This is a genomic window from Phreatobacter sp., from assembly GCF_051860605.1.
Taxonomy (GTDB): domain Bacteria; phylum Pseudomonadota; class Alphaproteobacteria; order Rhizobiales; family Phreatobacteraceae; genus Phreatobacter.
In genome coordinates, this window is record NZ_JBHYDR010000013.1 from 62,803 (window position 1) to 88,436 (window position 25,634).

General features: G+C 69.9%; 22 protein-coding genes and 1 pseudogene. 9 read left to right on the forward strand and 14 right to left on the reverse strand.

Annotation, left to right across the window (positions count from 1 at the left end; genetic code table 11):
* Window positions 1-42: 42 nt before the first annotated feature.
* Complete coding sequence (locus ACTIFS_RS19585; RefSeq protein ID WP_439575802.1) at window positions 43-348, reverse strand: hypothetical protein; 306 nt, start codon at window positions 346-348, stop codon at window positions 43-45.
* A gap of 243 nt (window positions 349-591) precedes the next feature.
* Here ACTIFS_RS19585 and ACTIFS_RS19590 point away from each other — a divergent pair, with 243 nt between their 5' ends.
* Together ACTIFS_RS19590 and ACTIFS_RS19595 are read left to right on the forward strand one after the other, a co-directional pair.
* Window positions 592-1,383 carry a TIGR00730 family Rossman fold protein gene (locus tag ACTIFS_RS19590; RefSeq protein WP_439575803.1) on the forward strand — a complete coding sequence of 264 codons (792 nt, stop codon included), beginning with the start codon at window positions 592-594 and terminating at the stop codon, window positions 1,381-1,383.
* 4 nt (window positions 1,384-1,387) lie between these two features.
* Window positions 1,388-2,974: an MBL fold metallo-hydrolase gene (locus ACTIFS_RS19595; RefSeq protein WP_439575804.1), complete on the forward strand. Its 1,587-nt coding sequence runs from the start codon at window positions 1,388-1,390 to the stop codon at window positions 2,972-2,974.
* 9 nt (window positions 2,975-2,983) lie between these two features.
* Here ACTIFS_RS19595 and ACTIFS_RS19600 read toward each other — a convergent pair whose 3' ends face one another.
* The 3 genes from ACTIFS_RS19600 to ACTIFS_RS19610 all read right to left on the reverse strand — a co-directional run bounded on the left by ACTIFS_RS19600 (window position 2,984) and on the right by ACTIFS_RS19610 (window position 7,970).
* Window positions 2,984-5,161, reverse strand: a complete 2,178-nt coding sequence (locus ACTIFS_RS19600; RefSeq protein ID WP_439575805.1) for a TRAP transporter permease — start codon at window positions 5,159-5,161, stop codon at window positions 2,984-2,986.
* Window positions 5,162-5,263: 102 nt separating this feature from the next.
* Entirely contained in the window at window positions 5,264-6,235 is a 972-nt protein-coding gene (locus ACTIFS_RS19605; RefSeq protein WP_439575806.1) for a TAXI family TRAP transporter solute-binding subunit, read from the reverse strand.
* 133 nt (window positions 6,236-6,368) lie between these two features.
* On the reverse strand, window positions 6,369-7,970 hold the full coding sequence (locus tag ACTIFS_RS19610; protein ID WP_439575807.1) for a glucan biosynthesis protein: 1,602 nt from the start codon (window positions 7,968-7,970) through the stop codon (window positions 6,369-6,371).
* Window positions 7,971-8,190: 220 nt separating this feature from the next.
* Between ACTIFS_RS19610 and ACTIFS_RS19615 the strand changes: the two genes are divergently transcribed.
* From ACTIFS_RS19615 to ACTIFS_RS19635, 5 genes are all read left to right on the forward strand, one after another.
* Entirely contained in the window at window positions 8,191-8,970 is a 780-nt protein-coding gene (locus ACTIFS_RS19615) for an SDR family NAD(P)-dependent oxidoreductase (protein ID WP_439575808.1), read from the forward strand.
* 27 nt (window positions 8,971-8,997) lie between these two features.
* Entirely contained in the window at window positions 8,998-9,312 is a 315-nt protein-coding gene (locus tag ACTIFS_RS19620) for an NIPSNAP family protein (RefSeq protein ID WP_439575809.1), read from the forward strand.
* Between the two features lie 8 nt (window positions 9,313-9,320).
* Window positions 9,321-10,880, forward strand: coding sequence for an acetolactate synthase large subunit (locus ACTIFS_RS19625; RefSeq protein ID WP_439575810.1), 1,560 nt, complete (start codon window positions 9,321-9,323; stop codon window positions 10,878-10,880).
* Window positions 10,881-10,921: 41 nt separating this feature from the next.
* Window positions 10,922-11,665: a hypothetical protein gene (locus ACTIFS_RS19630; RefSeq protein ID WP_439575811.1), complete on the forward strand. Its 744-nt coding sequence runs from the start codon at window positions 10,922-10,924 to the stop codon at window positions 11,663-11,665.
* An 82-nt stretch (window positions 11,666-11,747) separates the two neighbouring features.
* Window positions 11,748-13,988, forward strand: coding sequence for a heavy metal translocating P-type ATPase (locus tag ACTIFS_RS19635; RefSeq protein ID WP_439575812.1), 2,241 nt, complete (start codon window positions 11,748-11,750; stop codon window positions 13,986-13,988).
* 9 nt (window positions 13,989-13,997) lie between these two features.
* Here the strand turns inward: ACTIFS_RS19635 and ACTIFS_RS19640 are convergent, their stop codons facing one another.
* The 3 genes and pseudogenes from ACTIFS_RS19640 to kduI form a co-directional block, all read right to left on the reverse strand.
* Window positions 13,998-14,786 (reverse strand): enoyl-CoA hydratase, encoded by a 789-nt coding sequence (locus ACTIFS_RS19640; RefSeq protein WP_439575813.1) that lies wholly within the window; start codon window positions 14,784-14,786, stop codon window positions 13,998-14,000.
* A gap of 12 nt (window positions 14,787-14,798) precedes the next feature.
* Window positions 14,799-15,992: a CaiB/BaiF CoA transferase family protein gene (locus tag ACTIFS_RS19645; RefSeq protein WP_439575814.1), complete on the reverse strand. Its 1,194-nt coding sequence runs from the start codon at window positions 15,990-15,992 to the stop codon at window positions 14,799-14,801.
* A gap of 113 nt (window positions 15,993-16,105) precedes the next feature.
* A pseudogene (gene kduI, locus ACTIFS_RS19650) lies at window positions 16,106-16,943 on the reverse strand (5-dehydro-4-deoxy-D-glucuronate isomerase).
* Window positions 16,944-17,123: 180 nt separating this feature from the next.
* Between kduI and ACTIFS_RS19655 the strand changes: the two are divergent.
* Complete coding sequence (locus tag ACTIFS_RS19655) at window positions 17,124-17,777, forward strand: GntR family transcriptional regulator (protein WP_439575815.1); 654 nt, start codon at window positions 17,124-17,126, stop codon at window positions 17,775-17,777.
* 11 nt (window positions 17,778-17,788) lie between these two features.
* Here ACTIFS_RS19655 and ACTIFS_RS19660 read toward each other — a convergent pair whose 3' ends face one another.
* The 4 genes from ACTIFS_RS19660 to aztA all read right to left on the reverse strand — a co-directional run bounded on the left by ACTIFS_RS19660 (window position 17,789) and on the right by aztA (window position 21,658).
* Entirely contained in the window at window positions 17,789-18,940 is a 1,152-nt protein-coding gene (locus tag ACTIFS_RS19660; RefSeq protein WP_439575816.1) for a CobW family GTP-binding protein, read from the reverse strand.
* 103 nt (window positions 18,941-19,043) lie between these two features.
* Complete coding sequence (locus tag ACTIFS_RS19665; RefSeq protein WP_439575817.1) at window positions 19,044-19,973, reverse strand: metal ABC transporter solute-binding protein, Zn/Mn family; 930 nt, start codon at window positions 19,971-19,973, stop codon at window positions 19,044-19,046.
* Between the two features lie 44 nt (window positions 19,974-20,017).
* Window positions 20,018-20,884, reverse strand: a complete 867-nt coding sequence (locus tag ACTIFS_RS19670; RefSeq protein WP_439575818.1) for a metal ABC transporter permease — start codon at window positions 20,882-20,884, stop codon at window positions 20,018-20,020.
* A gap of 36 nt (window positions 20,885-20,920) precedes the next feature.
* Window positions 20,921-21,658, reverse strand: a complete 738-nt coding sequence (gene aztA, locus ACTIFS_RS19675; protein WP_439575819.1) for a zinc ABC transporter ATP-binding protein AztA — start codon at window positions 21,656-21,658, stop codon at window positions 20,921-20,923.
* Window positions 21,659-22,090: 432 nt separating this feature from the next.
* Here aztA and ACTIFS_RS19680 point away from each other — a divergent pair, with 432 nt between their 5' ends.
* The gene (locus tag ACTIFS_RS19680) at window positions 22,091-22,609 is read left to right on the forward strand and encodes a DUF992 domain-containing protein (protein WP_439575820.1); all 519 of its coding nucleotides are present in this window, start codon (window positions 22,091-22,093) and stop codon (window positions 22,607-22,609) included.
* A 62-nt stretch (window positions 22,610-22,671) separates the two neighbouring features.
* Here ACTIFS_RS19680 and sciP read toward each other — a convergent pair whose 3' ends face one another.
* The 3 genes from sciP to ACTIFS_RS19695 form a co-directional block, all read right to left on the reverse strand.
* The gene (sciP, locus tag ACTIFS_RS19685; protein WP_439575821.1) at window positions 22,672-22,947 is read right to left on the reverse strand and encodes a CtrA inhibitor SciP; all 276 of its coding nucleotides are present in this window, start codon (window positions 22,945-22,947) and stop codon (window positions 22,672-22,674) included.
* 189 nt (window positions 22,948-23,136) lie between these two features.
* A complete protein-coding gene (locus ACTIFS_RS19690) occupies window positions 23,137-23,793 on the reverse strand; it encodes a flagellar hook assembly protein FlgD (RefSeq protein WP_439575822.1) in 657 nt (218 codons plus the stop codon).
* Window positions 23,794-23,866: 73 nt separating this feature from the next.
* On the reverse strand, window positions 23,867-25,564 hold the full coding sequence (locus ACTIFS_RS19695) for a flagellar hook-length control protein FliK (protein WP_439575823.1): 1,698 nt from the start codon (window positions 25,562-25,564) through the stop codon (window positions 23,867-23,869).
* Window positions 25,565-25,634 lie beyond the last annotated feature (70 nt).

Sequence of the window (25,634 nt, forward strand, 5' to 3'; positions counted from 1 at the left end):
GCGGCGCGGCTGGCCGGTCAGCGCGCTGCGGCTCCCTCGCTGTCAGCCCCCGTCTCGCGCCGCCGCCTCGGCCGCCTCCAGCATGACGTGCTGGAGGTGGACCAGTTCATGGCCATAGGCGGTCAGGGCCTGTGCGGCGAAGGAGAGCTCGGCCAGAAGCCAGCCGGCCGGCGTGCGGACCGTCGACCAGGCCCGGATGCGATCCGCCTGGGCGTTGAGACGCTCGGCCGCGAAGTCGCCAAGCTCGCGGGTGGCCGCGCGTGTGGCCGCCGCCGCGACATGGGCGAAGCGGGCCGGTTCGCTGAAGGGGTCGATCATCACCGGTTCCATGGCGAACGGCTCCGTCATGGCGTCGTCGTCCGCTCCGGCATCGAGGGGAGGGGAGGCCGTTGCGGGGACGTTGGCGGACAGGGTCCTGATCGGGGTGCTGTGCATCGTGCCGGCCTGCTGAAGGGTGCGCTGCCGCCTTCATGGACCGATGCGGGACACGAGGTCGCTGCGCTGGATCAAGCGCGGGCAGGTGTCGACCGCGAACCCGCCCGCCCCTAAGCTCAGCCATCGAATCCGTCGGCCAGCCAGGACCGGATGCCCATGATCTCGCCCAACCCGCCCCCTGTCGTCCCCAATGCCGCGCATCTGGCCTCGGCCTCCTACCGGCTGCCGGCGCTCGACCAGGATTTCCTGCTGTCCGAGGAGCAGCGTGGCATCCGGTTCATGCTCGAATACGAGAAGGCCGAGCAGGTCCTGCAGCGTTGGGGTGTGCATTCCACCATCGTGGTGTTCGGCAGCGCGCGCGTCCACGAGACCGGCAATGCCCGCCATGCCGCCTGGTATGCGGCGGCGCGCCGTTTCGGCTGGCTCGCCTCCACCCATGGCGGTGCGCTGAACACCGGGACCGGCAGGCGTGAGAACGTGATTGCCACCGGCGGGGGGCCGGGCCTCATGGAGGCCGCGAACCGCGGCGCGGCAGAGGCCGGGGCGCCGTCCATCGGCTTCAACATCCGCCTGCCGCACGAGCAGGAACCCAATCCCTATTCGACGCCGGAACTGACGTTCCTGTTCCACTATTTCGCGATGCGGAAGATGCATCTGGCCATGCGGGCCAATGCGCTGGTGGTGTTCCCGGGCGGCTTCGGAACGATGGACGAACTGTTCGAGGTGCTGGCGCTGATCCAGACCGGCAAGATGCCGCGTGTTCCCGTGGTGCTGTTCGACGAGGCCTATTGGCGTCACCTCATCAATTTCGAGGGCTTTGCCGAGGCCGGCATGATCTCGCCGGGCGACCTCGACCTGTTCGCCTTCGCCGACAGCCCCGAGCGCATCTGGGAACTTATCGCCAATGCCGAGGGCATTGCGCCCGTCCCGTCCGACATGGAGCGCTGAGGCCATGCGCGTCCATTTCCTCGGCGCCGCCCATGTGGTCACCGGCTCCTGCTTCCTGATCGAGTCCGGCCGGCTGAAAGTGCTGGTCGACTGCGGCATGTTCCAGGGCTCAAAGACCCTGAAGGAGCTGAACTACCGCGATTTCCCGTTCGACCCGGCGACCATCGATGCGGTGCTGCTGACCCATGCCCATATCGACCATGCCGGGCTGCTGCCGAAGCTGTTCAGGGCCGGATTTTCGGGACCCATCCACGCAACGGCTGCAACCGCCGATCTCTGCTCGATCATGCTGCCCGATAGCGGCCATATCCAGGAGATGGAGGTCGAGCAGCTCAACCGGCGGCGGGCGCGTCGGGGTAACGAACCGGTCGAGCCGATCTACACGGCGGCCGATGCCGTCGCCTGCATGAGCCTGTTCTCGCCCGTCGGCTACGACGACTGGCTCGATGTCGGGCCGGGCCTCAGGGCACGCTGGTGGAATGCCGGTCATATTCTCGGCTCGGCCTCCATCGAGATCGAGGCGGATGCGGAGGGCGGCCCGCCGCTGCGCGTGCTGATGTCGGGCGATCTGGGCCCTGATGCCAAGCTGTTCCATCCGGACCCCGACGGGCCGACCGGGCTCGACCTCGTCGTCTGCGAGGCGACCTATGGGGACCGCGACCGGCCGCCTGTCACCTCGGCGGGACGCCGGGCGCTGCTGGTCGAGGAGGTGCAGGCTGCGGCGAAACGTGGCGGGCCGCTGCTCATTCCCTGCTTCGCGGTGGAGCGCACGCAGGAAATTCTCGCCGACCTGATGATCGCCATGGACCGGGGCGCGATCCCCAGGGCGCCGGTCTTCCTCGATTCCCCGCTGGCGATCCGGGCGAGCGAGATCTTCCGCCGCCATGCCGGCGACCTGGAAGAGGGCGAGACACTGCTGCGCCATCTCGACGGGCAAAGCGTCCGCTTCACAGAGAGCGCCGCCGAGAGCCGGTCGCTCGAGCGCCTGCGCGGCTTCCACATCATCATCGCTGCCAGTGGCATGGCGGAAGCCGGCCGCATCCGCCACCACCTGAAAAACCACCTGTGGCGGCCGTCCACCACCGTGCTGTTCGTAGGATATCAGGCCGAGGCCACGCTCGGCCGGCTGCTTCTGGACGGCGCGCATTCGGTGACCATCCAGGGCGATGTCGTGCGGGTGCAGGCCCGGGTCCGGTCGATCGAGGCCTATTCCGGCCATGCCGACCGCGGCGAACTCATCGACTGGCTGAAGGCCCGCAGGCCGGTGCGCGGCGCTGTGGCGCTGGTTCATGGCGAGGAGCGGGCGATCACGGCCTTCGTTCCGGCCGTCGGGGCGGACGTTGTCGCCCCGGATCGGGTGCTCGCGCCGCATCTCGACGATGTCGTCGAGGTGCGTCCCGGCACCGCGCGGATCGTCGGTCCGTCGCGTCCTGCCCGGCTGCCGGCCGACCGGGTGGGCGGGCTCGACTGGAACAATGACGCGACCGCCTTCCTGCTCGCCCTCTATGACGAACTGGGATCGGCGGCCGACGACAAGGCGCGCCGCGTTATACTGCGGCGGTTGAAGCGCGCTCTGGAGGCGAAGGACTGACGGCCCGTCTCAGGCCGCCTGCGCCCCTGCTGCCCGCTCTGCCCGCCATGCCGCGAGCTGGGCAAGCCCCGCCGGCACCGCCAGCGCCATGCCGATGGCTGTCGGCCAGGGGAAGGGGGCCATCAGCAGCAGGCCCGAGGCGGCGAGCGTCAGCCGCTGCCAGCGCGGCATCCTGACAAGGCCGAAGCCGGACAACGCCGACGCCAGGATGAACACGCCGAGCGCGCAGCCAAGGAAGGCGAAGACGAAGGCCGACCAGGTGAAGCCCTTGGTGACCAGCAGCATGGACGGCGCGGCGACGAACACGAAGGGCACCAGGGCCTTGGCGAGACCGAGGCGGAAGGCCGTGTTGCCAGTCTTGAACGGATCGGCGCCCGCCATGCTGGCCGCGGCATAGGCGGCCAGGGCCACCGGCGGCGTGATGTCGGCGAGCACGCCGAAATAGAACACGAAGAAATGGGCGACGATGGGCTCGACCCCGAGCAGGGCGAGGGCCGGGGCGGCCACCGTCACCATGATGATGTAGTTGGCCGTGGTCGGCACGCCGCAGCCGAGCAGGATGCAGACGATGGCGGTCATCACCAGCGTGAAGAACAGGGTGAGGCCCTTGGGGTCAAAGGCCCAGGCCGGCAGCACCGCGCCGGTAATGGCCGCCAGGTCGCCGGCGAAGCTGGTCACGATGTTGGAGATCTTGAAGCCGACGCCGGTGAGCGTCACCACGCCGACGATGATGCCGACGGTTGCCGCCGCCGCGCCGACCGCGATGGCATATTTGGCGCCGACCACGAAGGAATCGACCATCTCGGCCAGCCGCAGCTTGCCCTCGGCGTCGCGCATCAGGAAGACCGCCGAGACGGCCGCCGCTCCCGCGACGATCGCAATGGTTGCCCAGCCGGTATAGAGCAGCCCGCCCATCGTCGCGCCGATCATCACGGCGAGAAAACCGACGGCGACGACGGCGTTGCGATTGGTGAGCCCGACCAGAGCGCAGGCAGTGATGCCCCAGAAGGCGGCGAGATAGGGCGTGAAGCCGGAGAACAGCACCATCAGCAGGACGATGAGCGGAATGGCGGTCGGCCAGTCGCGCGCCAGGACCTCGCGCGCCTTCGGCAGCTCGGCCACGGGAATGCCCTTCATGCCGTTCTTCTTGGCCTCGAAATGGACCTGCCAGAACACGCCGAAGAAGTGCATGGCGGCCGGTATGGTCGCGGCCAGCACGATCGACTGATAGGGCAGGTTCAGGAATTCGACCATCAGGAAGGCGGCCGCCCCCATGATCGGCGGCGTGATCTGGCCGCCGGTCGAGGCGGTCGATTCCACGGCGGCCGCGAAATGGCGCGGATAGCCGAGGCGCATCATGGCGGGGATGGTCAACGAGCCGACGGTGACCGTGTTCGCGATCGAGGAGCCCGAGATCATGCCGAAGCTCGCCGAACCGAAGATCGCGACCTTGGCCGGACCGCCCGCATAGCGCCCGGCGAAGGAGGAGGCGAGGTCGATGAACAGGCGGCCAAGGCCGATGCGCGTCGCCAGCACGCCGAACAGCACGTAGTGGAAAACGTAGGTCGCGACCACGCCGAGCGCGACGCCGTAGATGCCGTTGCTGGTCAGGTAGAGGTGGTTGACGACCGCCGACCAGGAATTGCCGGGATGGGCGAGGATGCCGGGCAGCGACTGGCCATACATGGCGTAAAGCATCAGGCAGACTGCGATGATCGGCAGCGGCCAGCCGACGCTGCGGCGCGTGGCCTCCAGCAGCACGACGATGGCGATGGTGGCCATCACCACGTCAATGACCAGCGGATTGCCGACGCGGAAGGCGAGGTCGTCGTAGATCCACGGCACGTAGAGGCTGGCAACGACCGCGCCGGCGGCCAGCAGCCAGTCGTGCCAGCCGATCCCGGCGGGCGCCAGCCAGGACGCGTGCGGCTCGGTGCGGGCGCGGCGCTTCAGCAGGGGAAAGACCAGGAAGATCAGCCCCAGCACGAAGGCCATGTGGATGCCGCGATGGGTCGTCTCGCGCAGCAGGCCGAAGCCGGCCGTATAGTAGTGGAAGGCCGAAAGGGCGAAGAGCAGGCCCGCCACCAGCCAGGCGGCAAAGGGCAGGAGCGGGCGGAACCGGACCTCGGGGTCGAACTCCTCCTCCAGCTTCTGCAGCTTGTCCGGATCGACCGCCTCGGCCTTCATCGGGGATGTTCCATCGTCATCGGGCCGGGGGCCCGGTCGTCGTGCACGCAAAGGGCCGCGCGGCATGCGCGCGGCCCCGATTCACAGAGAGCCCGGAATGGCTCAGCCCATCAGCCCGGCTTCCTTATAGAAGCGCTGGGCGCCGTCATGGACCGGGATGCCTAGCCCGCTGAGTGCCGTCTCCTTGCGGATGGCCTTGCCCTTGGCATGGCCGGCATCGAGCAGGGCGCGGGTCTTGTCGCTCCACAGGCCCTTGGTGATCTCGTAGACGAGATCGGCCGGGATCTTGGCCGAGGTCACCCACTGGGCTCCGACGGCGAGCGAGGCGACGCCCTTGACGTCCTTGTAGGCGCCGTCCGGAATGTTATCGACGAAGAAGAAGCGCGAGGCTTCCATGATCTTCTTCGCCGGCTCGCCGTCGATCGGCAGGAGCTCGACGCCGGTGGTGGCGGCCAGCTCGGTGACGGCCGCGGTCGGATAGCCGGTGGTGATGAAGAAGGCGTCGAGGCCGCCATCCTTCAGCTTCTCGGCCGAGGGACCCGGCTTCAGGTTCTCCGCGCGGTAGTCACCGTCGCGGACGCCGTAGCCGGCGAGGATCGCCTTGGCGTTGATGATGGAGCCCGAGCCCGGCTCGTCGATGGAGACTCGCTTGCCCTTGAGATCGGCGATCGAGCGCAGGTTGAGGCCCTTTTTGACCACCACATGGACGGTCTCGGGATAGAGGTTGGCGATGGCCCGCAGCTCCTCCACCTTCGGCCGGCCCTGATAGACGCCGGTGCCGGTATAGGCCCAGGTCGCCACGTCCGACTGGCTGAAGCCCGATTCCATCGAGCCGCCGACGATGCCGTTGACATTGGCCACCGAGCCGTTGGTGGCGACCGCGGAGGCGTCCACGGTGCCTGAGGAGATGGCGTTGGCGATGAGGCCGCCCACCGGATAATAGGTGCCGGCGGTGCCGCCGGTGCCGATGCGGAAGAAGCGCTTGGTCTGCGCGGCGAGGCTGCCCGGCAGCGTGAGGACGCCGGCCGCGACGAGGCCGCTGAGAATGCCGAACTGGCGACGGTCGAGGATCATGACACTTGCTCCATTCCCTTCTGCGGCGGGAGACCGGCCGCACCGGCGCGCGCCGGAGGATTGCGGCATTTCAGCACATCCGCACCGGCAGGGCGAGACCTGCCGGCTGCGGGGCCGGTGAGCGTCGGGTTGGCTACTCAACCTTCCAGGGGAAGGTCCAGGTCTCGGTCAGCGCCCGGTTGCCGGTTCGCAGGAAGGCCCTGAGATTGGCGGTCTGGCCGGCTTCGCCCACCACGTCGATGCCTGCACGGAAGCCGCGCGCCTGCGGGTTGGGGACGAGGAAGGTGCGGGTGATCTGCGCATTGGCAGCGCTCGGCACCACCTGCACGAGGTCCGGCTGGGAGAGGTAATATTCGAGATCGCCGCCGACGAAATCGATGATGAAGCGGATGGCATTGGGCGGCGGCTGCTCGCCCGATCCCAGCGCGACGGGCCGGGTGCGGAACGTGTTGAGCGCATAGCCGCCCGGATGCAGGCGCGCCTCGTTCATTGTGGAGACGACGCGGTAGGCATAGGTCAGCGTCTGGCCCTGCTCCACGGCCCGGTTCGGCACCCAGTAGGCGACGATATTGTCGTTGGTCTCGTCGCCGGTCGGGATCTCGACCAGTTCGACCCGGCCCTCGCCGAAGCCCTCGCGCGGCTCCACCCAGTAGCTCGGGCGCTGCTCGTAGGCGAGGTCGAGGTCCTGGTAGTGCTCGAAGATGCGGTCGCGCTGCATCAGGCCGAAGCCGCGCACCTCGCGGTCGCGGAACTGCGAGATTTCCACCTGGCGCGGGTTGCGCAGCGGCCGCCAGAGCCATTCGCCCGTGCCGGAATGGATCAGCAGGCCATCGGAATCATGCAGTTCGGGGCGGTAGTCGTCGAACGACCGCCGGTCGTTCTCCGCGTAGAAGAACATCGACGTGAGGGGGGCGACGCCGAGCTTGGGAATGGCCCGCCGCGGGAACAGCGTGCAGTGGACATCCAGCACCGTCTCCTGCGCCGGGAAGACCCTGAAGCGGAAGGCGCCGGTCAGGCTCTCGCCGTCGAGCAGGGCGAAGATGGTGCAGGCCTGGGCGTCCTGCGCCGGGGTCTCGACCCAGAACTCGCGCAGGACGGGGAACTCCTCCTGGCCGGGACCTGCCGTGTTGACCGCGATGCCGCGCGCCGAAAGCCCGTATTTCTGGCCGCGGCCGAGAAAGCGGAAATAGCTGGCGCCGAGGAACGAGATCAACTCGTCCTGCACCCGGGGGTCGTTCAGCGGGTAGTGGATGCGGAAGCCGGCAAAGCCAAGATCGACCGGCAGCGGGCGCTCGAAGCGGTTGCGGCCATAGTCGAACATGGCCGCGGCATAGGGCACCGGGGTCGGGATACCGTCGCGGATGACATTCACCACCACCGGGGTGCGGTAGATGAAGCCGAGATGGAACATCTGCATGCGGAACGGCCCGCCGCCCTGCTGGAGCAGGGACCGGTCCGCCCGGAACCGCATCTCGCGGTACTGGTCGAAGTTCATATCGGCCAGCGGTGCCGGCAGTTCGGCGCGCGGGGCCTCGTAGGGCAGGCCGGAAAGCTCGCGGGCGCGGCGCACTACGTCCTCGTAGCCGAAGCGGGCCTGGGGCTGGGCCGTCGGGGCTCCGGTCTGGCCCTGCTGGCCATTCTGCTGGGTCTGGGCAAGGGCGCCGGCCGGCCAGGCAAGGCCCGCGGCGGCGATCAGCCGGAGCGCGCCCCGGCGGTCGAGGGAGGGCAGATACATGACACCTCGGCACGGATCGGATGCGGCACCGGTGACGTGCCGCGAAAGGGACATGCGGCGTTCAGGTCCATCGCGTCAAGGGGTGCGCGGCCAAGCGGCGGCGCATTTCGGGGCCGCACGGGAGAATGGCCGCCGCCGCGCATCGCAGACCGTCGCATGGCCGCCTTGCCCCCGCCAGCGCGCCTTGCCAGTGTGCGCGCCCTGACGGGGGAGACGTGGAATGCCGGCGAGGGACCTGCTCGACATGACCGGCCGCGTGGCGCTGGTGACCGGCGCCGGCACGGGGCTGGGCGCCCGCTTCTGCATGGCGCTGGCCGAACGCGGGGCGGCGGTCGTTGCTGTCGCGCGCCGGGCCGACAAGGTGGAGGGCGTGGCCGAGGCCATCCGCGCGGCCGGCGGCAGCGCAGTCGCGGTGTCCGGCGATGTCACCGATACCGCGTCCATCGCGGCCGCCTTCGATGCGGCCGAGGCGGCCTTCGGAACGGTCGATGCCGTGGTCGCCAATGCCGGCATCGCGCTGGCCGGCCGGGCGGCCGAGATGTCCGACGAGGACTGGCGCCGGACCATGGCGACCAATCTGGACGGCGTCTTCTTCACCAACCGCGAGGCGGCGCAGCGGATGCTGAAGGCCGGTCGGCATGGCGCCATCGTCAACATCGCCTCGATCCTCGGCTATGGTGTCGGCAAGGGCAATGCGTCCTATGCGACGTCCAAGGCCGCGGTCATCCAGCTGACCCAGGCTCTCGCCCTCGAATGGGCGTTCAAGGGCATCCGCGTCAACGCGATCGCGCCGGGCTATGTCGTCACCGACATCAACCGCGACTACCTCACCTCCGGCAAGGGCGCGGAGATGACGCGCGAGATCCCGGTTGGCCGCTTCGGCCGCGAGGAGGATCTCGACGGCGCGCTGCTGCTGCTGCTGTCCGATGCCGGCGCCTTCATGACCGGCACCACCATCACGGTCGATGGCGGCCAGCGCATCGGCCTGCGCGGCTCCTGACCCGGCCCATCCTTCGGAGGTTCACCCATGATCATCGACGAGCGCACCTATACCTGCCATCCCGGCAAGGTGAAGGCCTTCCTGGACGTCTACGAGCGCCTGGCCAAGCCGATCCAGTGGCCGATCCTCGGCGATCCCGTCGGCTTCTTCGTCACCGAGGTCGGCACGCTCAACCAGGTCGTCCACCTGTGGCGCTATGACAGCATGGCGGATCGCGAGCAGCGCCGCGCGAAGCTCGCCCAGGCCCCGAACTGGGGCGACTATCTCGACGCCGCCACACCCTTCCTTCTGCGGATGGAGAACCGAATCATGGTTCCCACCGCCTTCTCTCCGATGAAGTGACGTCTTTCATGACCAAAGCGATGAACGGGGCCGAGAGCCTCGTGAGAACCCTTGTCGGCGGCGATGTGACGGTGAGCTTCACCAATCCCGGCACGTCGGAGATGCACTTCGTCGCGGCCCTCGACCGGGTCGACGGCATGCGCTGCGTGCTCTGCCTGCACGAGACGGTGACCACCGGGGCCGCCGACGGCTACTGGCGGATGACCAACAGGCCGGCCTCGACGCTGCTCCATCTCGGCCCGGGCCTCGGCAACTCGCTCGCCAACCTGCACAACCTGAAGCGCGCCCGCTCCGGCGTGGTCAATATCGTCGGCGAGCACGCGACCTATCACCGCCAGTATGACGCGCCGCTGACCTCGGACATCGAGGGCATTGCCGGCACCATGTCGCACTGGGTGAAGACCTCGATGGCGGCGAAGGATGTCGCCGCCGACGGCGCCGAGGCCATCTCCGTCGCCATGCAGGCGCCGGGGCAGATCGCCACCCTCATCCTGCCGGCCGATACGGCCTGGAACGAGGGCGCAGGCCCGGCGAAGGTCGCCGCCCCGTCCGCTCCGGCGAAGGTCGCGGAGGATGCCGTCGAGGCCGCCGCCCGGGCCATCGAGGCCGGCGGCGCCTCCGCGCTGCTCGTGCTCGGCACCTGGGCCATCCGGGCGAAGCCCATGGAACATGCCTCGAAGATCGCGGTGAAGACCGGCGCGAAGTTCCGTGCCGAGGGTTCGAACGGCCGCGTCGAGCGCGGCGCCGGCCGCGTCGCCATCGAGCGGGTGCCGTATCCGGTCGATACCGCGCTGGCCGCCACCAAGGGCACGACGCATCTGATCCTGGTCGGTGCCAAGGCGCCGGTCGCCTTCTTCGCCTATCCGGGCAAGCCTTCGCTGCTCTATCCGCCCGAGGCCGAGGTCGTGACGCTGGCGGAACCCGGCGAGGATGCCGAGGATGCGCTGGCCCGCCTTGCCGACCGCCTCGGTGCGTCGAAGGAACAGCCGCTGCTCAATGCGCCGCGCCGGCCGGACCTGCATCGCGGCACGCTGTCCCACGAGGCGATCGCCGCCGTCGTCGGCCATCTCCTGCCGGAAAACGCCATCGTCACCGACGAATCCGTCACCACGGGCCGCAATTTCTTCAGGGATACCCATGGTGCCCCGCCGCATGACTGGCTGTCGCTGACGGGCGGCGCCATCGGCGAGGGCCTGCCGCTCGCGGTCGGCGCGGCGGTTGCCTGCCCGGACCGCAAGGTCATCGCGCTGCAGGCCGACGGGTCGGGCATGTATTCGCTGCAGGCGCTGTGGACCATGGCGCGCGAGCGGCTCGACGTCACCGTCTGCATCTGGGCCAACCGCTCCTATGCCATCCTGAAGGGCGAACTGGCCAATGTCGGCGCGGAAAATCCCGGCCGGAAGGCGCATGACATGCTCTCGCTCGGCGATCCGAACCTCGACTGGGTGAAGCTTGCCGCCGGTATGGGCGTGGAGGCCACCCGCGTCGACGATGCCGAGGGCTTTGCCGACGCCTTTGCCGCCGCCAACCGCCGCAAGGGGCCGTTCCTGATCGAGGTCGTCATCTGACCGCCTCGCCTCGGCCCGTCCCTTCGGCCATGATTGGCGGCGTGAGCGATTCCTCTCCGCCCCGGCCGTCCCTTGCCCGGCGCTTCGGCGCGCTGACGGGCGATGCCGGCTGGCGCGTCGCCCTCCATGTCCTGCCCTATGCGGTCACGGCGGCGGTGGCGACGGAAGCGGCCATCCTGCTGCGCGCCAGTTTCGTCTGGAAGCTGCCGCTGCTGCTGGTGGCCTTTGCCAGCCTGCATGTTGCGGTGCTGCTCGGTGCCCATGTCGCCGCGTTCCGGATCGCGACCGAGCCGGCGGCCTCTGCGCGCCATCACCTGCGCGTGGCGGGGCTGCTGACGGCCGAGAGCTTCACCATCCTCGCGGTGGTGACGGTCGCAGCGCTTGCCGCCGTCGGCCTGCTCGATCTCGGCGTCAGCGCCACCGCGCCGCGCCCCGGTGCGCAATGGCCCGGCGCGCTGATGCGCGGCATCGCGACCCTGTCGGCACTGGCCATCCTCGCCCTGCTGCTGGCGGCGGGGATTGCGGCGGCAGCGGCCATTGGCGGCCGGCGGACGCGGCTGATCGAGGGGCTCGGACGGCTGGCCGCGCGGCCGCAGGCCGGCATGGGCGTCATCCTGGCGGTGATCATCGGCGGCACCATCGCGACGGTCGCCATCGCCCTGATCGCCCGCTGGTCCGGTGTCTGGCCGCCAGCGGCGGGGGCGGCGCTCGCCAAGGCGGCCGGCTATCTGGTGGTCATCGTGGCGACCAGCGTCGGTGCCGCGCTGCTGGCCGGCGAGGACTGAGCATCCGGCCCGGCGCAACTGCACGGCCGGGCGCCTTGCGGAACCTTCCCGCAGGGCGCATCTGCCGATCGAGGAGATCGCCATGAACGCGCCCTTCGCGGCCAAGCCGCCAGCCGGGCCGCCAGACGGCCGGGCCGTCACGCTCGACATCACCGGCATGACCTGTGCGGCCTGTGCCGCCCGTGTGGAGACTGTGGTGGGCCGCCTTCCCGGTGTCGCCTCCGTCTCGGTCAACCTGCCGCTGGAGCGCGCCGACGTTCTGCTCGGCGCAGGCGGCAGCGAGACCGCGGTCGTCGCGGCGGTCGAGAATGCCGGCTATGGCGCGGCGCTCAGGAAAGGCACCGCACGCGAGCGCCGCCTCGCCGCGCAGGAGCGCGAAGCCACCCGCCTTGCCGAGGAGCGCCAGACCCTGGTCCTGTTCGCCCTGGCGGCGCTCCTGTCGGTGCCCCTGGTCCTGCCCATGCTGCTGGGGCCGCTCGGGCTCCCCTGGCAGCCCTCGCCCTGGACCGAGTTCGTGCTGGCGACGCCCGTTCAGTTCATCGCCGGCTGGCGCTTCTATCGCGGTGCGTTCAAGGCCATCCGCTCCGGCGCGGCGACCATGGACGTGCTGGTCGCGCTCGGCACATCGGCTGCCTACGGCTTCTCGGCCTGGATGGTGCTTCGCCACGGCGACCATGCTCATGGCCATCTCTATTTCGAGGGCGCGGCGGTCATCATCGCGCTCGTCCTGTTCGGCAAGGTGCTGGAAACGCGCGCCCGGCGCGGCACGACCGAGGCGGTCAGGGCGCTGGTCGCGCTCCGGCCGCAGACGGCCCGCGTGGAGCGGGGCGGGGCGTTGGTCGAGACCGGCGTCGACGCGGTGACCGAGGGCGAGCGCATCATCGTCCATCCCGGCGAGCGCTTTCCGGTCGACGGCGTGGTCGCCGAGGGCCGGACCGAGGCCGACGAGAGCCTCGTCACCGGCGAGAGCCTGCCGGTGGCGAAAGAGCCGGGCGACCGGATCATCGCGGGCGCGCTCAACGGCGGCGGGCGGATCGTCATGACGGCCACCGCGGTCGGCGAGGACACGACGCTGGCGCGCATCACCCGCATGGTGGAGGCCGCCCAGACCGGCAAGGCGCCGGTGCAGCGGCTGGTGGACCGCATCTCGGCGGTGTTCGTTCCCGTTGTCATCGTCGTGGCGATCCTGACCTTCGGCGTCTGGATGATGCTCGGGGCCGATGGCGAGCGGGCGCTGGTCGCCGCCGTTTCCGTGCTGGTGATCGCCTGCCCCTGCGCGCTCGGCCTGGCAACGCCGGCCGCCCTCGTGGCGGGAACCGGCGCAGCCGCCCGCGCGGGCATCCTCGTCAAGGATATCGAGGTGCTGGAGCGGGCCGGCGAGGTCGACACCGTGGTGCTCGACAAGACCGGCACGCTGACGCTCGGCCGGCCAGAGGTTGCCGCCATCGTGCCTGCGGACGGGCGCGCGCGCGCAGATGTGCTGGCACTGGCCGGCTCACTGCAGGCCGCGAGCGAACATCCGCTCGGTAAGGCCATGGTGCGGGCAGCGCAAGTGGAGGGCCTTGAGGCCGCGCCGGTGGAGGGCTTCCGGGCCGTGATCGGCGAGGGCGTCGAGGGCAGGGTCGGCGGCGCGGTGGCGCTGGCCGGGCGGTTCGGCTGGGTCACCGGGCAGGGCGTCGATCTCGATGCCCTTGCCGACGACGCCCGCCGGCTGGAGGCCGGTGGCGCGACGGTGGCGGCCCTTGCGCTTGGTGGCCGCGCGGTCGGGCTCGTGGCACTGGCGGATGCACTGCATCCCCATGCCAGGGACGCGGTGGCCGCGCTGAAGGCGCAGGGGCGCCGGGCAATGATGGTCACCGGCGACGCCGAGGGGCCGGCCCGGCGCGTGGCGGCGGCCGTCGGCATCGCCATGGCGGATGTCCGCTTCGGCGTCAGGCCGGCCGGCAAGGTGGAGGTGATCCGCGAACTGGTGACGGCCGGTGCGCGGCCCGCCATGGTCGGGGACGGCATCAATGATGCACCGGCGCTGGCCGCCGCCACCGTCGGCATGGCCATGGGCGAGGGCACGGATGCCGCCATCGAGACGGCGCAGGTGGCGCTGATGCGCTCGGACCCGAAGCTCGTGCCGGGCGCGCTGGTGATCGCCCGGCGGACCATCGCCAAGATCCGCCAGAACCTGTTCTGGGCCTTCGCCTACAATGTCATCGGCATTCCGCTGGCGGCCATGGGCTTCCTGACGCCCGCGCTGGCGGGCGCGGCCATGGCGCTGTCCTCGGTCTCGGTCGTGACCAATTCGCTGATGCTCCGCAACTGGAAGCCCTGAGCGTCGGCCTCACACGCCGCGGAAGGCCGGCAGGCGCTTCTCCAGAAAGGCCTTCTGACCTTCCTTGTAGTCAGCGGAATCGAAGCATTTCGCGACCAGGGCATCCACGACCGTCCGGTCCTGCTCGGCCTCGGGCCTTGCGAGCTGCACCAGCGCGCCCTTGATGGCAGCGAGCGTCAGCGGCGCATTGGCGGCCACCATGTCGAGATAGGCGCCGGTCTCCTGATCGAAGCTGTCGCGCGGGTGGGCACGGTGGATGACCCCCGACCGCTCGCCATCCGCCGCCGACAGGATGCGTGCCGAGATGAGGATGTCGGCCACCGCCGCCGTGCCGATCTTGCCGATCATCATGCGGATATTGTCGAAGCCATAGCCGAGGCCCAGTCGGGCGGCCGGCACGCGGAAGCGCGAGTCGTCGGTCGCAAACCGCAGGTCGCAGGTCAGCGCCAGCGCGCAGCCGCCGCCGAAGCAGATGCCGCGGATCAGCGCGATGGTCGGCTTGGCCGCGTTCAGCACGGCATCCATGCCGGCGCCGACGGCGCGGTCATAGGCCTTCACAGCCTCCTCGCCCGTGCGCTTCTCGCCGAACTGGGAGATGTCGGCACCGGCGCAGAAGGCCTTGTCGCCGGCGCCTTGCAGCACGATGGCGCGCACATCGGGGTCCGCCTCGGCGCGACGGACGAGGCCCGGCACGCTCGCCCACATGTCGTAGGTCATGGCGTTCATCTTGGCGGGCTGGTCGATGGTCAGCCGGGCGATGCCGCGGGCCGCCTCGTAGCGGACGGAGGGCTCTGTCACGATCTTATCCTTTCAGACGATGCGGTTCTGGCGCAGGCGGGCGATCTCGTCCGCCGCAAATCCGGCCTCAGCCAGCACCTCGTCGGTGTGTTCGCCCTGTTCGGGCAAGGCGGTTGCGACCGCCGGCGGGGTGCGGGACATGACCAGCGGCTGGGCGATCAGCCTGACCTCGCCGCGGGCATGATGCTGGACAGGGGTCGCCATGCCGAGATGGACGACCTGCGGATCGGCGAAGACCTGGTCCATGGTGTAGATCGGCCCGGCCGGCACGCCCTCGGCCTCCAGAAGGTCCAGCCAATGGTCGGCCGGCTGCGTGCGGAACAGGTCGCCGAGCAGGCTCATCAGGGCCTTGCGATTGCGGAAGCGCTGTCTGGCATCGACATAGTCGGGATGGGCGGCGAGATCCTCGCGGCCGATGGCGCGGCAGAACGCCTTCCACTGGCCCTCGCCGCCGACACCGACATTGATGTGGCCGTCGGCGGTGGGTAGCGCGCCCATCGGGGTCGAGTGCGGATGGTCGTTGCCGTTCTGCGGCGGCACCTTGCCATCGACCGTATAGACGGCCGCCTGGAAGTCGCACATGGCGATCTGCGCCTGCAGCAGCGAGGTCTGCACCCACTGGCCCTCGCCGGATTTCTCGCGCTCGGCGAGCGCCACCAGGATGCCGGTGGCGGCATAAATGCCGGCGGCCGAATCCGCCACCGCGATGCCCGCCCGCATCGGCCCCTCGCCGGCATGGCCGGTGATCGCCATGAGCCCGCCCATCCCTTGGGCGATCTGGTCGAAGCCGGCGCGGGTGCGGTAGGGGCCGGTCTGGCCGAAGCCGGAGACCGAGGCGAGGATGATGCGCGGATTGACCGCCTTCAGCGCCGCATAGCCGATGCCCATCCGGTCCTTGACGTCCGGCCGGTAGTTTTCGACCACCACGTCGGCGGTCTCCACCAGCTTCAGGAAGACGGCGCGGCCCTCCTCCGTTTTCAGGTTGAGGGTGAGCGAGCGCTTGTTGCGGTGCAGGTTCTGCATGTCGAAGCCGTGCCGGTGGCCGGACATGCCCTCGTTGGGGTCGACCCCGGGCGGCGCCTCGATTTTGATGACGTCGGCACCGAAATCGGCGAGCACGCGGCAGCAGGTCGGGCCTGCCCGCACGCGCGTCAGGTCGAGCACCCGGATGTGGTCGAGCGCGGTCGAGGGGCGCGGGCGAGGCATGGCGGCTCCGGCAGGAACGGACGGGCCGGCACACTAGGATCGTTCGCCCCGGCTGAGAAAGGGGGCCGGTGGCATGACAGGGCCGCTGACGGCCCGCCAGCCCGGCGCAGGGCTTAGCGCAGCCCCTCCATGGGGACCATGTCCATGTCGGTGAAGTCCTGGTTGTCGCCGCCCATGGCCCAGATGAAGGAATAGGCCGAAGTGCCGCAGCCGGAATGGATCGACCAGGGCGGCGAGATGATCGCCTGCTCGCCGGCCACCACCAGATGGCGGGTCTCCTCCGGCTCGCCCATCAGGTGGAACACGCGCGCGCCCTCGGCGAGGTCGAAATAGAGGTAGGCGCTCGCAGCGCCGGTCATGGGTGTGGGCCGGCATGGTGTTCCAGACGCTGCCGGGCTTCAGCGTGGTCAGGCCCATGACCAGCTGGCAGGTCTCGACCCGGCCGGGGATGATGTACTGGCGCAGGGTGCGGACATTGGCCTGCTCCGGCGTGCCCAGCTCGATCACATTGGCGTCCGCCTCGCGCACCAGCACGGTCTCGTGGCGCGCATGGGCGGGGGTGGAGACCAGGTAGAACTTCGCCGGATCGGCCGGGTCGTCGGAGTGGAAGGTGACCTCCGCGGTGCCCATGCCGACATAGAGCATGGCGCGCCGGGCAAGCGCGACGTCGCGGCTGTCGCAGGTGACGCGGCCCGGGCCGCCGATATTGCAGAGGCCAAGCTCGCGGCGGGCGAGGAAGGTCGCCTGGCCGATGGCCTTGTGGGTGCCGAGGGCGAGAGGACCGCCGACGGGCATCGCGCCGCCGATCACCAGCCGGTCGACGTGGCTGTAGGTCAGTTCGATCGCATCGGGCGCGAACAGGCGCTCGACGAGAAATTCCGCACGCAGCCGAGAGGTGTCGAACTGGCGGGCGGCGTCGGGGTGCGTGGCGTGCCGGATGGCGAGGGTCATGGCGGGATCTGGCGGGTTGCGGACAGTCTGTCCGGACGGTGCAGGGAGAGGGGCCGGGCCGTGCTCGGGGCGGCAGCAGCGGCGTTTCAGTCGGCGGCGAGACTAGGTTAGACTGGTATGGCAGTTCAAGGGGAGGCGCGATTGATTGCCGCGCGGGCAGAAGATGGGCCGGTCAGGCCGATGGAGAGCGCGGCGGCGCGGGTCGAGCGGGACCTGCGCGCGGGCATCATCCATCTCAGCCTGAAGCCCGGCGAGCGCCTGTCGGAGGCCGAGATCGCCGAGCGATTCAACGTGTCGCGCCAGCCGGTGCGCGAGGCCTTCATCGCGCTCATGCGGCAGGGGCTGGTCGACGTGCAGCCGCAGCGCGGCACGGTGGTGGTCAAGCTCTCGGTTCAGCGGATGCGCGACGCCCGCTTCATCCGCGAGGCCATCGAGGTGGCCATCGTCCGGCGCGCCTGCGTGCAGTTCGCGCCGCATTGGCGCGACCGGGCGGAGAGGCTGATCGGCGCCCAGCATGATGCCTCGGCCGCCGAGGATCACCGGGCGTTTCAGCATCTCGACAGCCAGTTCCACATCGCGCTGGCGGAAGGGGCCGGCTGCGCGGAGGCGTGGAAGGCGATCGAACTGCAGAAGGCGCATATGGACCGGGTCTGCGCGCTGACGCTGCACGGTCCGGGCGCGATGGAGCCGCTGGTCGCGCAGCACCAGGCCATCCTCGATGCCATCGCGGACGGCGATCCGGACCGGGCGGTGGCGGCGATGAGCCACCACCTCAACGAGATCCTGCGCGCCGTGGCCGGCGTCGAGGTGACCTACGCCGCGCTGTTCGAATAGGCGCCCGCCGCTCAGGCGGCGACTGCCTCGAAGCCCTTGCGGATCTTGTCGATCGGCAGGTCGCGCCCGATGAAGACCAGCCGGCTCTCGCGCTTCTCGTCCTCGCGCCAGGCGCGCTGGTGGTCGCCGTCCAGGATCATGTGAACGCCCTGAAAGACGAAGCGGTCCGGATCGTCCCTGAAGGCGACGATGCCCTTGCAGCGCAGGATCTTCGGTCCCTCGACCTGCGTCAGGTCCTGGATCCAGGGGAAGAACGTGTCGGGATCGAGCGGCTTGTCGGTCCGCAGCGAGACCGACTGCATGTGCTCGTCGTGATAGTGCTTCAGCCCGCCATGGCTCGGATGGTCGCATTCCGGCCCGCAGGCATGGTCGTGGTCGTGCGTGTGGCCGTGGCCGTGATGGTGGCCGTGGTCATGCCCGTGGCCGTGGTGGTGGTCGTGATCATGGTCGTGGCCGTGGTGATGGTGGCCGTCGTCCTTCGCCAGGAAGGCCGGCTCGATCTCCAGGATGCGCTCGAGGTCGAAGGCGCCGCGGCCCAGCACCGCATCCAGCGGCACGGCGCAGTTCTGCGTCCTGTGCAGCGTCGCATAGGGATTGATGGCGCGGATGCGTGCCTCCACCTCGCGAAGCTGGGCGGGGGTCACGAGATCGGTCTTGTTAAGCAGGATGACGTCGGCAAAGGCGATCTGGTTCTTCGCCTCGGGCGCGTCCTTCAGCCGGTCGAGCAGCCAGCGGGCATCGGCAACCGTCACCACGGCGTCGAGGGCCGTGCGCGCGCCGACCTCCTCGTCGACGAAGAAGGTCTGGGCGACGGGGGCGGGATCGGCAAGGCCGGTGGTCTCGACGATGATCGCGTCGAAGCGGCCCTTGCGCCGCATCAGCCCCTCGATGATGCGGATCAGGTCGCCGCGCACGGTGCAGCAGATGCAGCCGTTGTTCATCTCGAACACTTCCTCGTCGGCACCGACGATGAGGTCGTTATCGATGCCGATCTCGCCGAACTCGTTGACGATGACGGCAAAGCGCTTGCCGTGGTTCTCGGTGAGGATGCGGTTCAGCAGCGTCGTCTTGCCCGCGCCGAGATAGCCGGTCAGGACCGTGACCGGGATCTTGGAGGCGGCGGCAAGCGTCGGGGCGGTGTCGGGCGCGGCTGTTTGGGTCATGGCATCATCCATCGGCCTGAAGCGGTCAGGCTCATATAGTCAATCGCGGTGCGAGCGGTATAGGCGGGAACGGCAGGCGGCGCCCAGCCCCGATCATCCCTCATCAGGCCTGCGCCAAAGCCCCGGCAATCTGCCGGCTGTTATGGCGCATCAGATCGAGATAGGTGGCCGCCGGGCCGTCGGCCTTCGAGAGGGCATCGGAATAGAGCCTGCCGCCGACACGGGCGCCGGTTTCCGCGGCGATGCGCTGGATCGCGCGCGGATCGGAGATATTCTCGATGAACAGGGCGGTGATGCGCCGCTGGCGGATCTGCCGGATGATGCCGGCAATCTCGCGTGCCGAGGGCTCGGAATCGCTGGACACGCCGCGCACGGCGATGAACTCGACCTCATAGGCCCGCGCGAAATAGCGGAAGGCATCGTGAGCGGTGAGAATGCGCCGGCGTTCGCGCGGAACAGCGGCCATGGCCGCGCGGATCTCGGCATGCAGCGCGTCGAGCTCGGCCGTATAGGCCGCAGCGCGGCTCTCGAAGCCCGCCTTGCCCTCCGGATCGGCCGCGACAAGGGCCGCGGCAATGTTGGCGGCATAGGTTTTGACCAGCGAGGCGTCCTGCCAGGTGTGGGGATCGTGGGCGCCGTGGCCGTGGCCGTGAGAATGTCCATGTCCGTGCGAATGGTCGCCCTCGGCCCTCAGCGCGGTGATCCCGCGCGTCGCGGTGACCACCGGCGCCCGCGTGCCGGAGGACCGGATCAGCCGGGTCATCCAGCCCTCGAAGCCGAGGCCGTTGGTCACGACGAGCCGCGCCGCGGCCAGCCGTGCGGCATCGGCCGGCGTCGGGGCAAAGGAATGGGCGTCGCCATCCGGCCCGACCAGGGCCGTGACGGCCACGCGCTCACCGCCGACACGCTGCACGATGTCGGCAAGGATCGAGAAGGACGCAACCACCGGCAGGGGAGCGCTCGCTCCGGCCCGGCGGGTGAGGGCGAGCGGGCCGATGGCGGCGGTGGCAAGCAGGGAGCGGCGGGTGATCATGGGCAGGTCCTCGACATGACAGGCCGCTGCGCGCGGCTGGCCGGTCAGGCCTCGCGGTGGCGGGCCGGCCAGTAGGTCGGCACGAGGCCGCCCCGGGGACCGAAAGCCAGCGACACGAGATAGATCACCCCCGCCATGAGGATGATCGAGGGGCCCGACGGTGAAGACATGTTATAAGATAACACCAGGCCTGTATAGCCCGAGACGATGCCGAAGCCGATGGCGATCGCCGCGATCTGCGTGACATTGCGCCCCCAGAAGCGGGCGGCAATGGCCGGAAGCATCATCAGGCCGACGGCCAGGAGGGTGCCGAGCGCGTGGAACCCGGCCACCAGATTGAGCACCACGAGGCCGAGAAAGACGAGATGGACGGGCGTGCCGGAGCCGGACACGGACCGCAGGAAGCCCGGATCCACGCAGTCCAGCATCAGCGGCCGCCAGAGCAGGGCGAGCGCCAGCAGCGTGACGGTCGCGATCGCCGCGATCATCACGAGGGTGGGGTCATCAAGCGCCAGAACCGAGCCGAACAGGACCCGGAACAGATCGACATTCGAGCCGCGCGTGGACACGATGATCACGCCGAGCGCCAGCGAGATGAGGTAGAAGGCGGCCAGAGAGGCATCCTCCTTCATGGCGGTGAACCGGGCGGCGAGGCCCGCCGCGAGCGCCACCGCGAAGCCGGCCACGATGCCGCCCGCCGTCATCGGGATGAGCGCCAGCCCGAACACCAGATAGCCGACCGCCGCCCCCGGCAGGATGGCGTGCGCCATGGCATCGCCCATCAGCGACATGCGCCGCAGCATGAGGAAGACGCCGATCGGTGCGCCGCCGAGCGACAGCGCGACCGTGCCCACCAGGGCGCGGCGCATGAACTCGAACTCGACGAAGGGGCCGATCAGAAGGTCGTACATGGTGTCCGTGAGGGGGGCGGCTGCCGCCGGTGCAGATCAGGCCGCCTCGTGGCAGATGTCGGCGTGGTCGTCGAAGGCTTCGGTCATCCGGCGGGCGGCGAGCAGGTTCTCCGCCGTCAGCACGTCAGCGGTGGCGCCCCAGGCGATCGGGCGGCGGGCGAGCAGCAGCGCCTCGGGGAAGGCGTGGCGCACCGTCTCGAGGTCGTGCAGCACGGCGACGATGGTTCGCTTCTCGACATTCCAGCGCTGCACGAGCGCCAGCAGGTCGGCCGTGGTGCGGGCGTCGATGGCTGTGAACGGCTCGTCCAGCAGGATGACGCCGGCATCCTGCACCAAGAGCCGCGCGAACAGCATGCGCTGAACCTGCCCGCCCGACAGCGTGCCGATCGGCCGGTGCCCGAAATCCGACAGGCCGACGGCGGCCAGCGCATGGTCCACCGCCTGACGGTCGGCGCGCGACAGGCCGCCGAACAGGCCGGTGCGCTTCCACAGGCCCATGGCGACGATTTCGGTGACCGTGATCGGCACGGTCAGGTCGAGTTCGGCAGCCTGCGGCAGGTAGGCGATGGCATGACGGTCGGCGCGCGGGATATCGACGGTGCCGCCGAGGGGGCGCAGCAGACCGGCGAGCCCCTTGAGGAGGGTCGATTTGCCGGCGCCGTTCGGGCCGACGACGGCCAGCATGGCGCCGCCGGCGATCGTGCCGTCCAGATGGTGGACGGCCGGGTGCCGGTCATAGCCGAGCGTCAGGTTGTTGAGCCGGATGGCGGACATGGCGACCTCAGTTCATCGCCCAGAGGACGAGAAGCCACAGGACGACGGCGAGGCTGCCCGCGACCATCAGCCGGACCTGTGCCGACATGAGCAGCGCCGAGACCATGGCCGTCGGGGGGCGCGCGGCCGGGATCGAGGCAGGCGGATGCAGAGCGGCGGGGGGATGGACATGCGCGTGGTCATGGACATGCGCGTGGTCATGGCCAGAATGCGCGTGGCCATGGTCGTGCCTGTCGTGAGGGGCGTGGCGATGCCCGTCCTGTTGCCCGCGCGCGCGCAATCTCAAGTCCAATCCTGCCGTGATGCCTGAAGTTATAACATCACGGTCTCGCCGTCCATCGCCAGCCGTCCATCGCCGCCGCCGGACCCCTCCGGCAACCTTTCGGCGGCCTGTGCATTGATCAGGAGGCTGAGACACAACCGGAGACCGCCATGACCGTCCGATCCGCGACCACCCGCCCTGCCGCCCTGGCCCTCGCCGGGGCCGCCCTCCTTGGAGGCCTGTTCGCCCTTCCCACCGCCGCAGATGCGCAGAACCGCGTGCGCGCCGGCGTGCTCACCTGCGAGGTCGCGCCCGGCGTCGGCCTGGTCATCGCCTCGCAGCGCGAGCTGGCCTGCGTCTTCCGTCCCGAGCGCCGCCGCGGCGTGCGCGAGGCCTATGCCGGCCGGATCAGCCGCATCGGGCTCGATGTGGGCGTGACCGGCCGTGGCGTGCTGGCCTGGACCGTGTTTGCCGCGACCCCGCGCATCGCGCGCTGGCAGCTTGCCGGCGACTATGCCGGCGCGGGCGCGCAGGCGACGCTTGGCGTCGGCCTCGGCGCCAACGTGCTGGTCGGGGGCTCGCGCCGGAGCGTCGCGCTGCAGCCGCTGTCGGTGCAGGCGCAGACGGGGCTCAATCTGGCCGTCGGCGTCAGCAGCCTGACGCTTCGCCCGGCCCGCGCGCGCCGCTGACGCTATCCGGACGCGCCAAAGCGCCGGACCCGACGGGTCCGGCGCTGGCGGGGCGCAGCGTTCTACTGGCGATATTGCTGGATGCGGGTCGTGCGCAGGCCGGCGAGCCCGTGGCGGTCGATCGACGCCTGCCAGTTGAGGAATTCCTCGACGGTGAGCGTGTAGCGCTTGCAGGCCTCTTCCAGGCTGAGCAGGCCGCCACGCACGGCAGCGACGACTTCGGCTTTGCGCCGGATGACCCATCGATGGGTGTCGGGGGGCGGAAGGTCGGCGATGGTCAACGGACTGCCGTCCGGACCGATCACGTATTTGACCCTTGGGCGCATGGGTTCGGCCATGGATACTCTCACACAACGCACGCGACTGACCACGTCACGCCATCAAGGTATCCAGGGGGGGTTAAATTTGGCCTAAGTGGAACGGGACAATGCAAAGTGTCGCCCAATCGGCCGAATCCGGGCGCTTGTCCGGGCCTTACCGGGCAGGAACAGGGTGGGGCTCCGTCGTGTCCCATGGCCGGGCCGGGACTAGATGGAAACGCTCAGAATGCGTGAGACGGGGATGACCTGCCCCCCGACCGTGACCCTCGGCGAACCGGTGGACGTATCGACGGAGGTGACCTGACCGGTATTGGTCACAGCGAGCTGCGCGACCTCGGTGCCATTGCTGCGGAACAGCTCCATCGTATAGGCGCCGGTGCCCAGAGGCTGGCCGTCGCTGCGCTTGCCGTCCCAGTTGAACTGCTGCTGTGACCCGGCTGTGAAGTCGGCCGCGGTTTCCTTCACCAGATTGCCGTTCTGATCGCGAATCCGGACGGTATACGCGCCGGATTCGGGAACGGTCAGGTTCCAGCTCGCGCCGGTCGAGCCGGGCACGACGACGCTGGAATCATAGCGCACGGTGGTGCCCAGATAGCCGAGGGCCGTGGTGGTCTGGTTGGTCTGGAACGACGACAGCAGTTGGTCCAGCTTGGAGTTGGTGGAGAGCTGCTGCTCGACCTGGGAATATTGCACCAGCTGCTGGGTGAACTGGTTCGCGTCCATCGGCTGGGTCGGGTCCTGGTTCCTCAATTGCGTCGTCAGAAGCTGCAGGAACGTGTCGAAGTTCTGCGACAGCCGCGCCTGGGACGTGGCGGTTGCCGAGGTGGCGGTGTTGTTGGCCGTTGCGGCTGCAACAGTGGTCATGGCTCGGTGTCCTTGTTTTCCCTGCCGAAGGATGGCGGACCCGCGGGAGGCGGGACCGGCCGTCGGCCATGCCCTAGATCCGGATGTCGATGCCGCCGCGCAGCGCCGCCAGCCGGGATTGAATGTCTGCTGCATGCGCAGCAGCAGCCGGCGCGTCCCCGGAGGTCTCGCGGACCTGCCAGAGGCGTGCCGTCTCGTGCTGGGGCCGCTCGCGGCCGTGGCCGCCCTGGTCGCGCAGGGAGAACTCGATCGAGCCTTCCTTGGCGTCCACGCCTGCCTGCGCCAGTGCGCGCTCCAGATTGCGCTGGTCGCGCTGCAGCAGGTCGAGTGTCTCCTGCTTCTCCACCACCATCCGGGACCGGATGCTGCCCTCGCGGTCGAGGATCAGCTGGACCTCGATGCGACCGAGCTCGGGTGGGTCGAGGCGGATGTCGAAACGGGTGGAGCCGGCGGCCGCGCGCGCGGCCACGGCAATGGCCAGCCCATGGATCGGAACCTGCGATCCGGGGGCATGGGTCTGCGCCGCGACCTTCTGCGCCACCTCGGCGGCCAGCATCTGGGGGCCGGGCGCGGCGATAACAGGAACGAACTGGCTTGTCGGGGTGACCTCGGCCGGGGGCGGCACAGCAGCCGGCGCGGCCTGTGCAGTCTGGGCGCGTGCCGATTGCTGCTCCACGGTGGCGGCCTGCCGGCCTTCGCTCCGACCCTCCGTCGCGTCGCGTTGCGACCGGTCCTGCCGATCCTGACGATCCTGGCGGTCCGGTGACGCCTTGGGCGCGTCGACGCCCTCGGCGGTCTGGCGCGCGTCGGCCTCTCCGGCGGCTGGCGCGGCCGTCGCAGCCTCGCTGTCGTCCGTCCTGCCGGCGGTGCCCGGGGCTGATGTGGCAGGCGCAGCACCCGCGCCCGCACCCGCGCCGGCTGATGGCGCGGCGCTGGCAGCCTCGGTTGCCGGACCGGCGGCATCGCCGATCGCGGCGGCCTGCTGGCCGGTGGCGGCGGCGTTGACGGTCGCGGCGGCGTTGACGGTTGCGGCGGCGCCCGGACTTTCCGCGGGATCGGCCGACCCGTCCTGATCGCCGAGCGGCTGAGGGCCTGCCGCCTGGCGCGCGGCCGCGCCGGTCGACGGGGTCCCGTCTGCCGCAGCGCCCGTTTCGGCGCCGGATGGCCGGGTGAACGGTGCCGGGCCGGTCGGCTCCGCATTGCCGGCCAAGGTCTGTCCTGCATCGCCTGTCGGAGCCTGTGGCGGCGTCGGTGCCCCTCCAGACACGGGGCTGGGCGCGGCATCCCCCTTGATCGCGGGTTCGGCGGTCCCGCCGGCCGGGATGACAGCACCGCCGAAGGGCCTCGGCGTGTCGGCCTTTGCCTGCGGCGCTGGAACGGGCGTCATGAAAGGCTGCGCGGGTGCGGCGTCCGGCTGGTCGGTTTCCGCTTGCGGATCGGCCTCGGCAGAGGCGTCCTGCGGATCGGGCTGGTCGTCCGGCAGGGCGTCGGTCGCTGTGTCCGCAAGGTTCGGGTCGAGCACTGCCGGTGCGGCCTGTCCGAAAGGCGCCTGTATGACCTGACCGGTCTCCGGGGGCACCTCCGCCGATGCACCGGCCTGCTGCTTCGGCTGGCCTAGCCGCGCCCTTGCGGGAACGATCGCGTCGAGCGCCTCCGTGAACGACTGCGCAATGCCGCCGCCGTACTGGCCACGCTGTCCGAGGCCGGATGCTCCCGCCGGACCCTGAGCAACAGATGTCGATAGGGTCCCCGATACTGCCGTTGCGCTCACGCCATGCCCTTCCCGGAATGCCAGTCCGGTCAAGGCTCAGCAAGCGCCGGGCCATCGCGGCCGGATCGAA

What these genes read in the sequence shown, in the direction of transcription:
- ACTIFS_RS19610 (WP_439575807.1), bottom strand. Translation starts at nt 7,970, where the DNA reads ATGTATCTGCCCTCCCTCGACCGCCGGGGCGCGCTCCGGCTGATCGCC.
- ACTIFS_RS19595 (WP_439575804.1), top strand. Translation starts at nt 1,388, where the DNA reads ATGCGCGTCCATTTCCTCGGCGCCGCCCATGTGGTCACCGGCTCCTGC.
- ACTIFS_RS19690 (WP_439575822.1), bottom strand. Translation starts at nt 23,793, where the DNA reads ATGACCACTGTTGCAGCCGCAACGGCCAACAACACCGCCACCTCGGCA.
- ACTIFS_RS19585 (WP_439575802.1), bottom strand. Translation starts at nt 348, where the DNA reads ATGACGGAGCCGTTCGCCATGGAACCGGTGATGATCGACCCCTTCAGC.
- ACTIFS_RS19660 (WP_439575816.1), bottom strand. Translation starts at nt 18,940, where the DNA reads ATGACCCAAACAGCCGCGCCCGACACCGCCCCGACGCTTGCCGCCGCC.
- ACTIFS_RS19605 (WP_439575806.1), bottom strand. Translation starts at nt 6,235, where the DNA reads ATGATCCTCGACCGTCGCCAGTTCGGCATTCTCAGCGGCCTCGTCGCG.
- ACTIFS_RS19680 (WP_439575820.1), top strand. Translation starts at nt 22,091, where the DNA reads ATGACCGTCCGATCCGCGACCACCCGCCCTGCCGCCCTGGCCCTCGCC.
- sciP (WP_439575821.1), bottom strand. Translation starts at nt 22,947, where the DNA reads ATGGCCGAACCCATGCGCCCAAGGGTCAAATACGTGATCGGTCCGGAC.
- ACTIFS_RS19615 (WP_439575808.1), top strand. Translation starts at nt 8,191, where the DNA reads ATGCCGGCGAGGGACCTGCTCGACATGACCGGCCGCGTGGCGCTGGTG.
- ACTIFS_RS19590 (WP_439575803.1), top strand. Translation starts at nt 592, where the DNA reads ATGATCTCGCCCAACCCGCCCCCTGTCGTCCCCAATGCCGCGCATCTG.
- ACTIFS_RS19645 (WP_439575814.1), bottom strand. Translation starts at nt 15,992, where the DNA reads ATGCCTCGCCCGCGCCCCTCGACCGCGCTCGACCACATCCGGGTGCTC.
- aztA (WP_439575819.1), bottom strand. Translation starts at nt 21,658, where the DNA reads ATGTCCGCCATCCGGCTCAACAACCTGACGCTCGGCTATGACCGGCAC.
- ACTIFS_RS19655 (WP_439575815.1), top strand. Translation starts at nt 17,124, where the DNA reads ATGGAGAGCGCGGCGGCGCGGGTCGAGCGGGACCTGCGCGCGGGCATC.
- ACTIFS_RS19670 (WP_439575818.1), bottom strand. Translation starts at nt 20,884, where the DNA reads ATGTACGACCTTCTGATCGGCCCCTTCGTCGAGTTCGAGTTCATGCGC.
- ACTIFS_RS19625 (WP_439575810.1), top strand. Translation starts at nt 9,321, where the DNA reads ATGACCAAAGCGATGAACGGGGCCGAGAGCCTCGTGAGAACCCTTGTC.
- ACTIFS_RS19665 (WP_439575817.1), bottom strand. Translation starts at nt 19,973, where the DNA reads ATGATCACCCGCCGCTCCCTGCTTGCCACCGCCGCCATCGGCCCGCTC.
- ACTIFS_RS19635 (WP_439575812.1), top strand. Translation starts at nt 11,748, where the DNA reads ATGAACGCGCCCTTCGCGGCCAAGCCGCCAGCCGGGCCGCCAGACGGC.
- ACTIFS_RS19620 (WP_439575809.1), top strand. Translation starts at nt 8,998, where the DNA reads ATGATCATCGACGAGCGCACCTATACCTGCCATCCCGGCAAGGTGAAG.
- ACTIFS_RS19600 (WP_439575805.1), bottom strand. Translation starts at nt 5,161, where the DNA reads ATGAAGGCCGAGGCGGTCGATCCGGACAAGCTGCAGAAGCTGGAGGAG.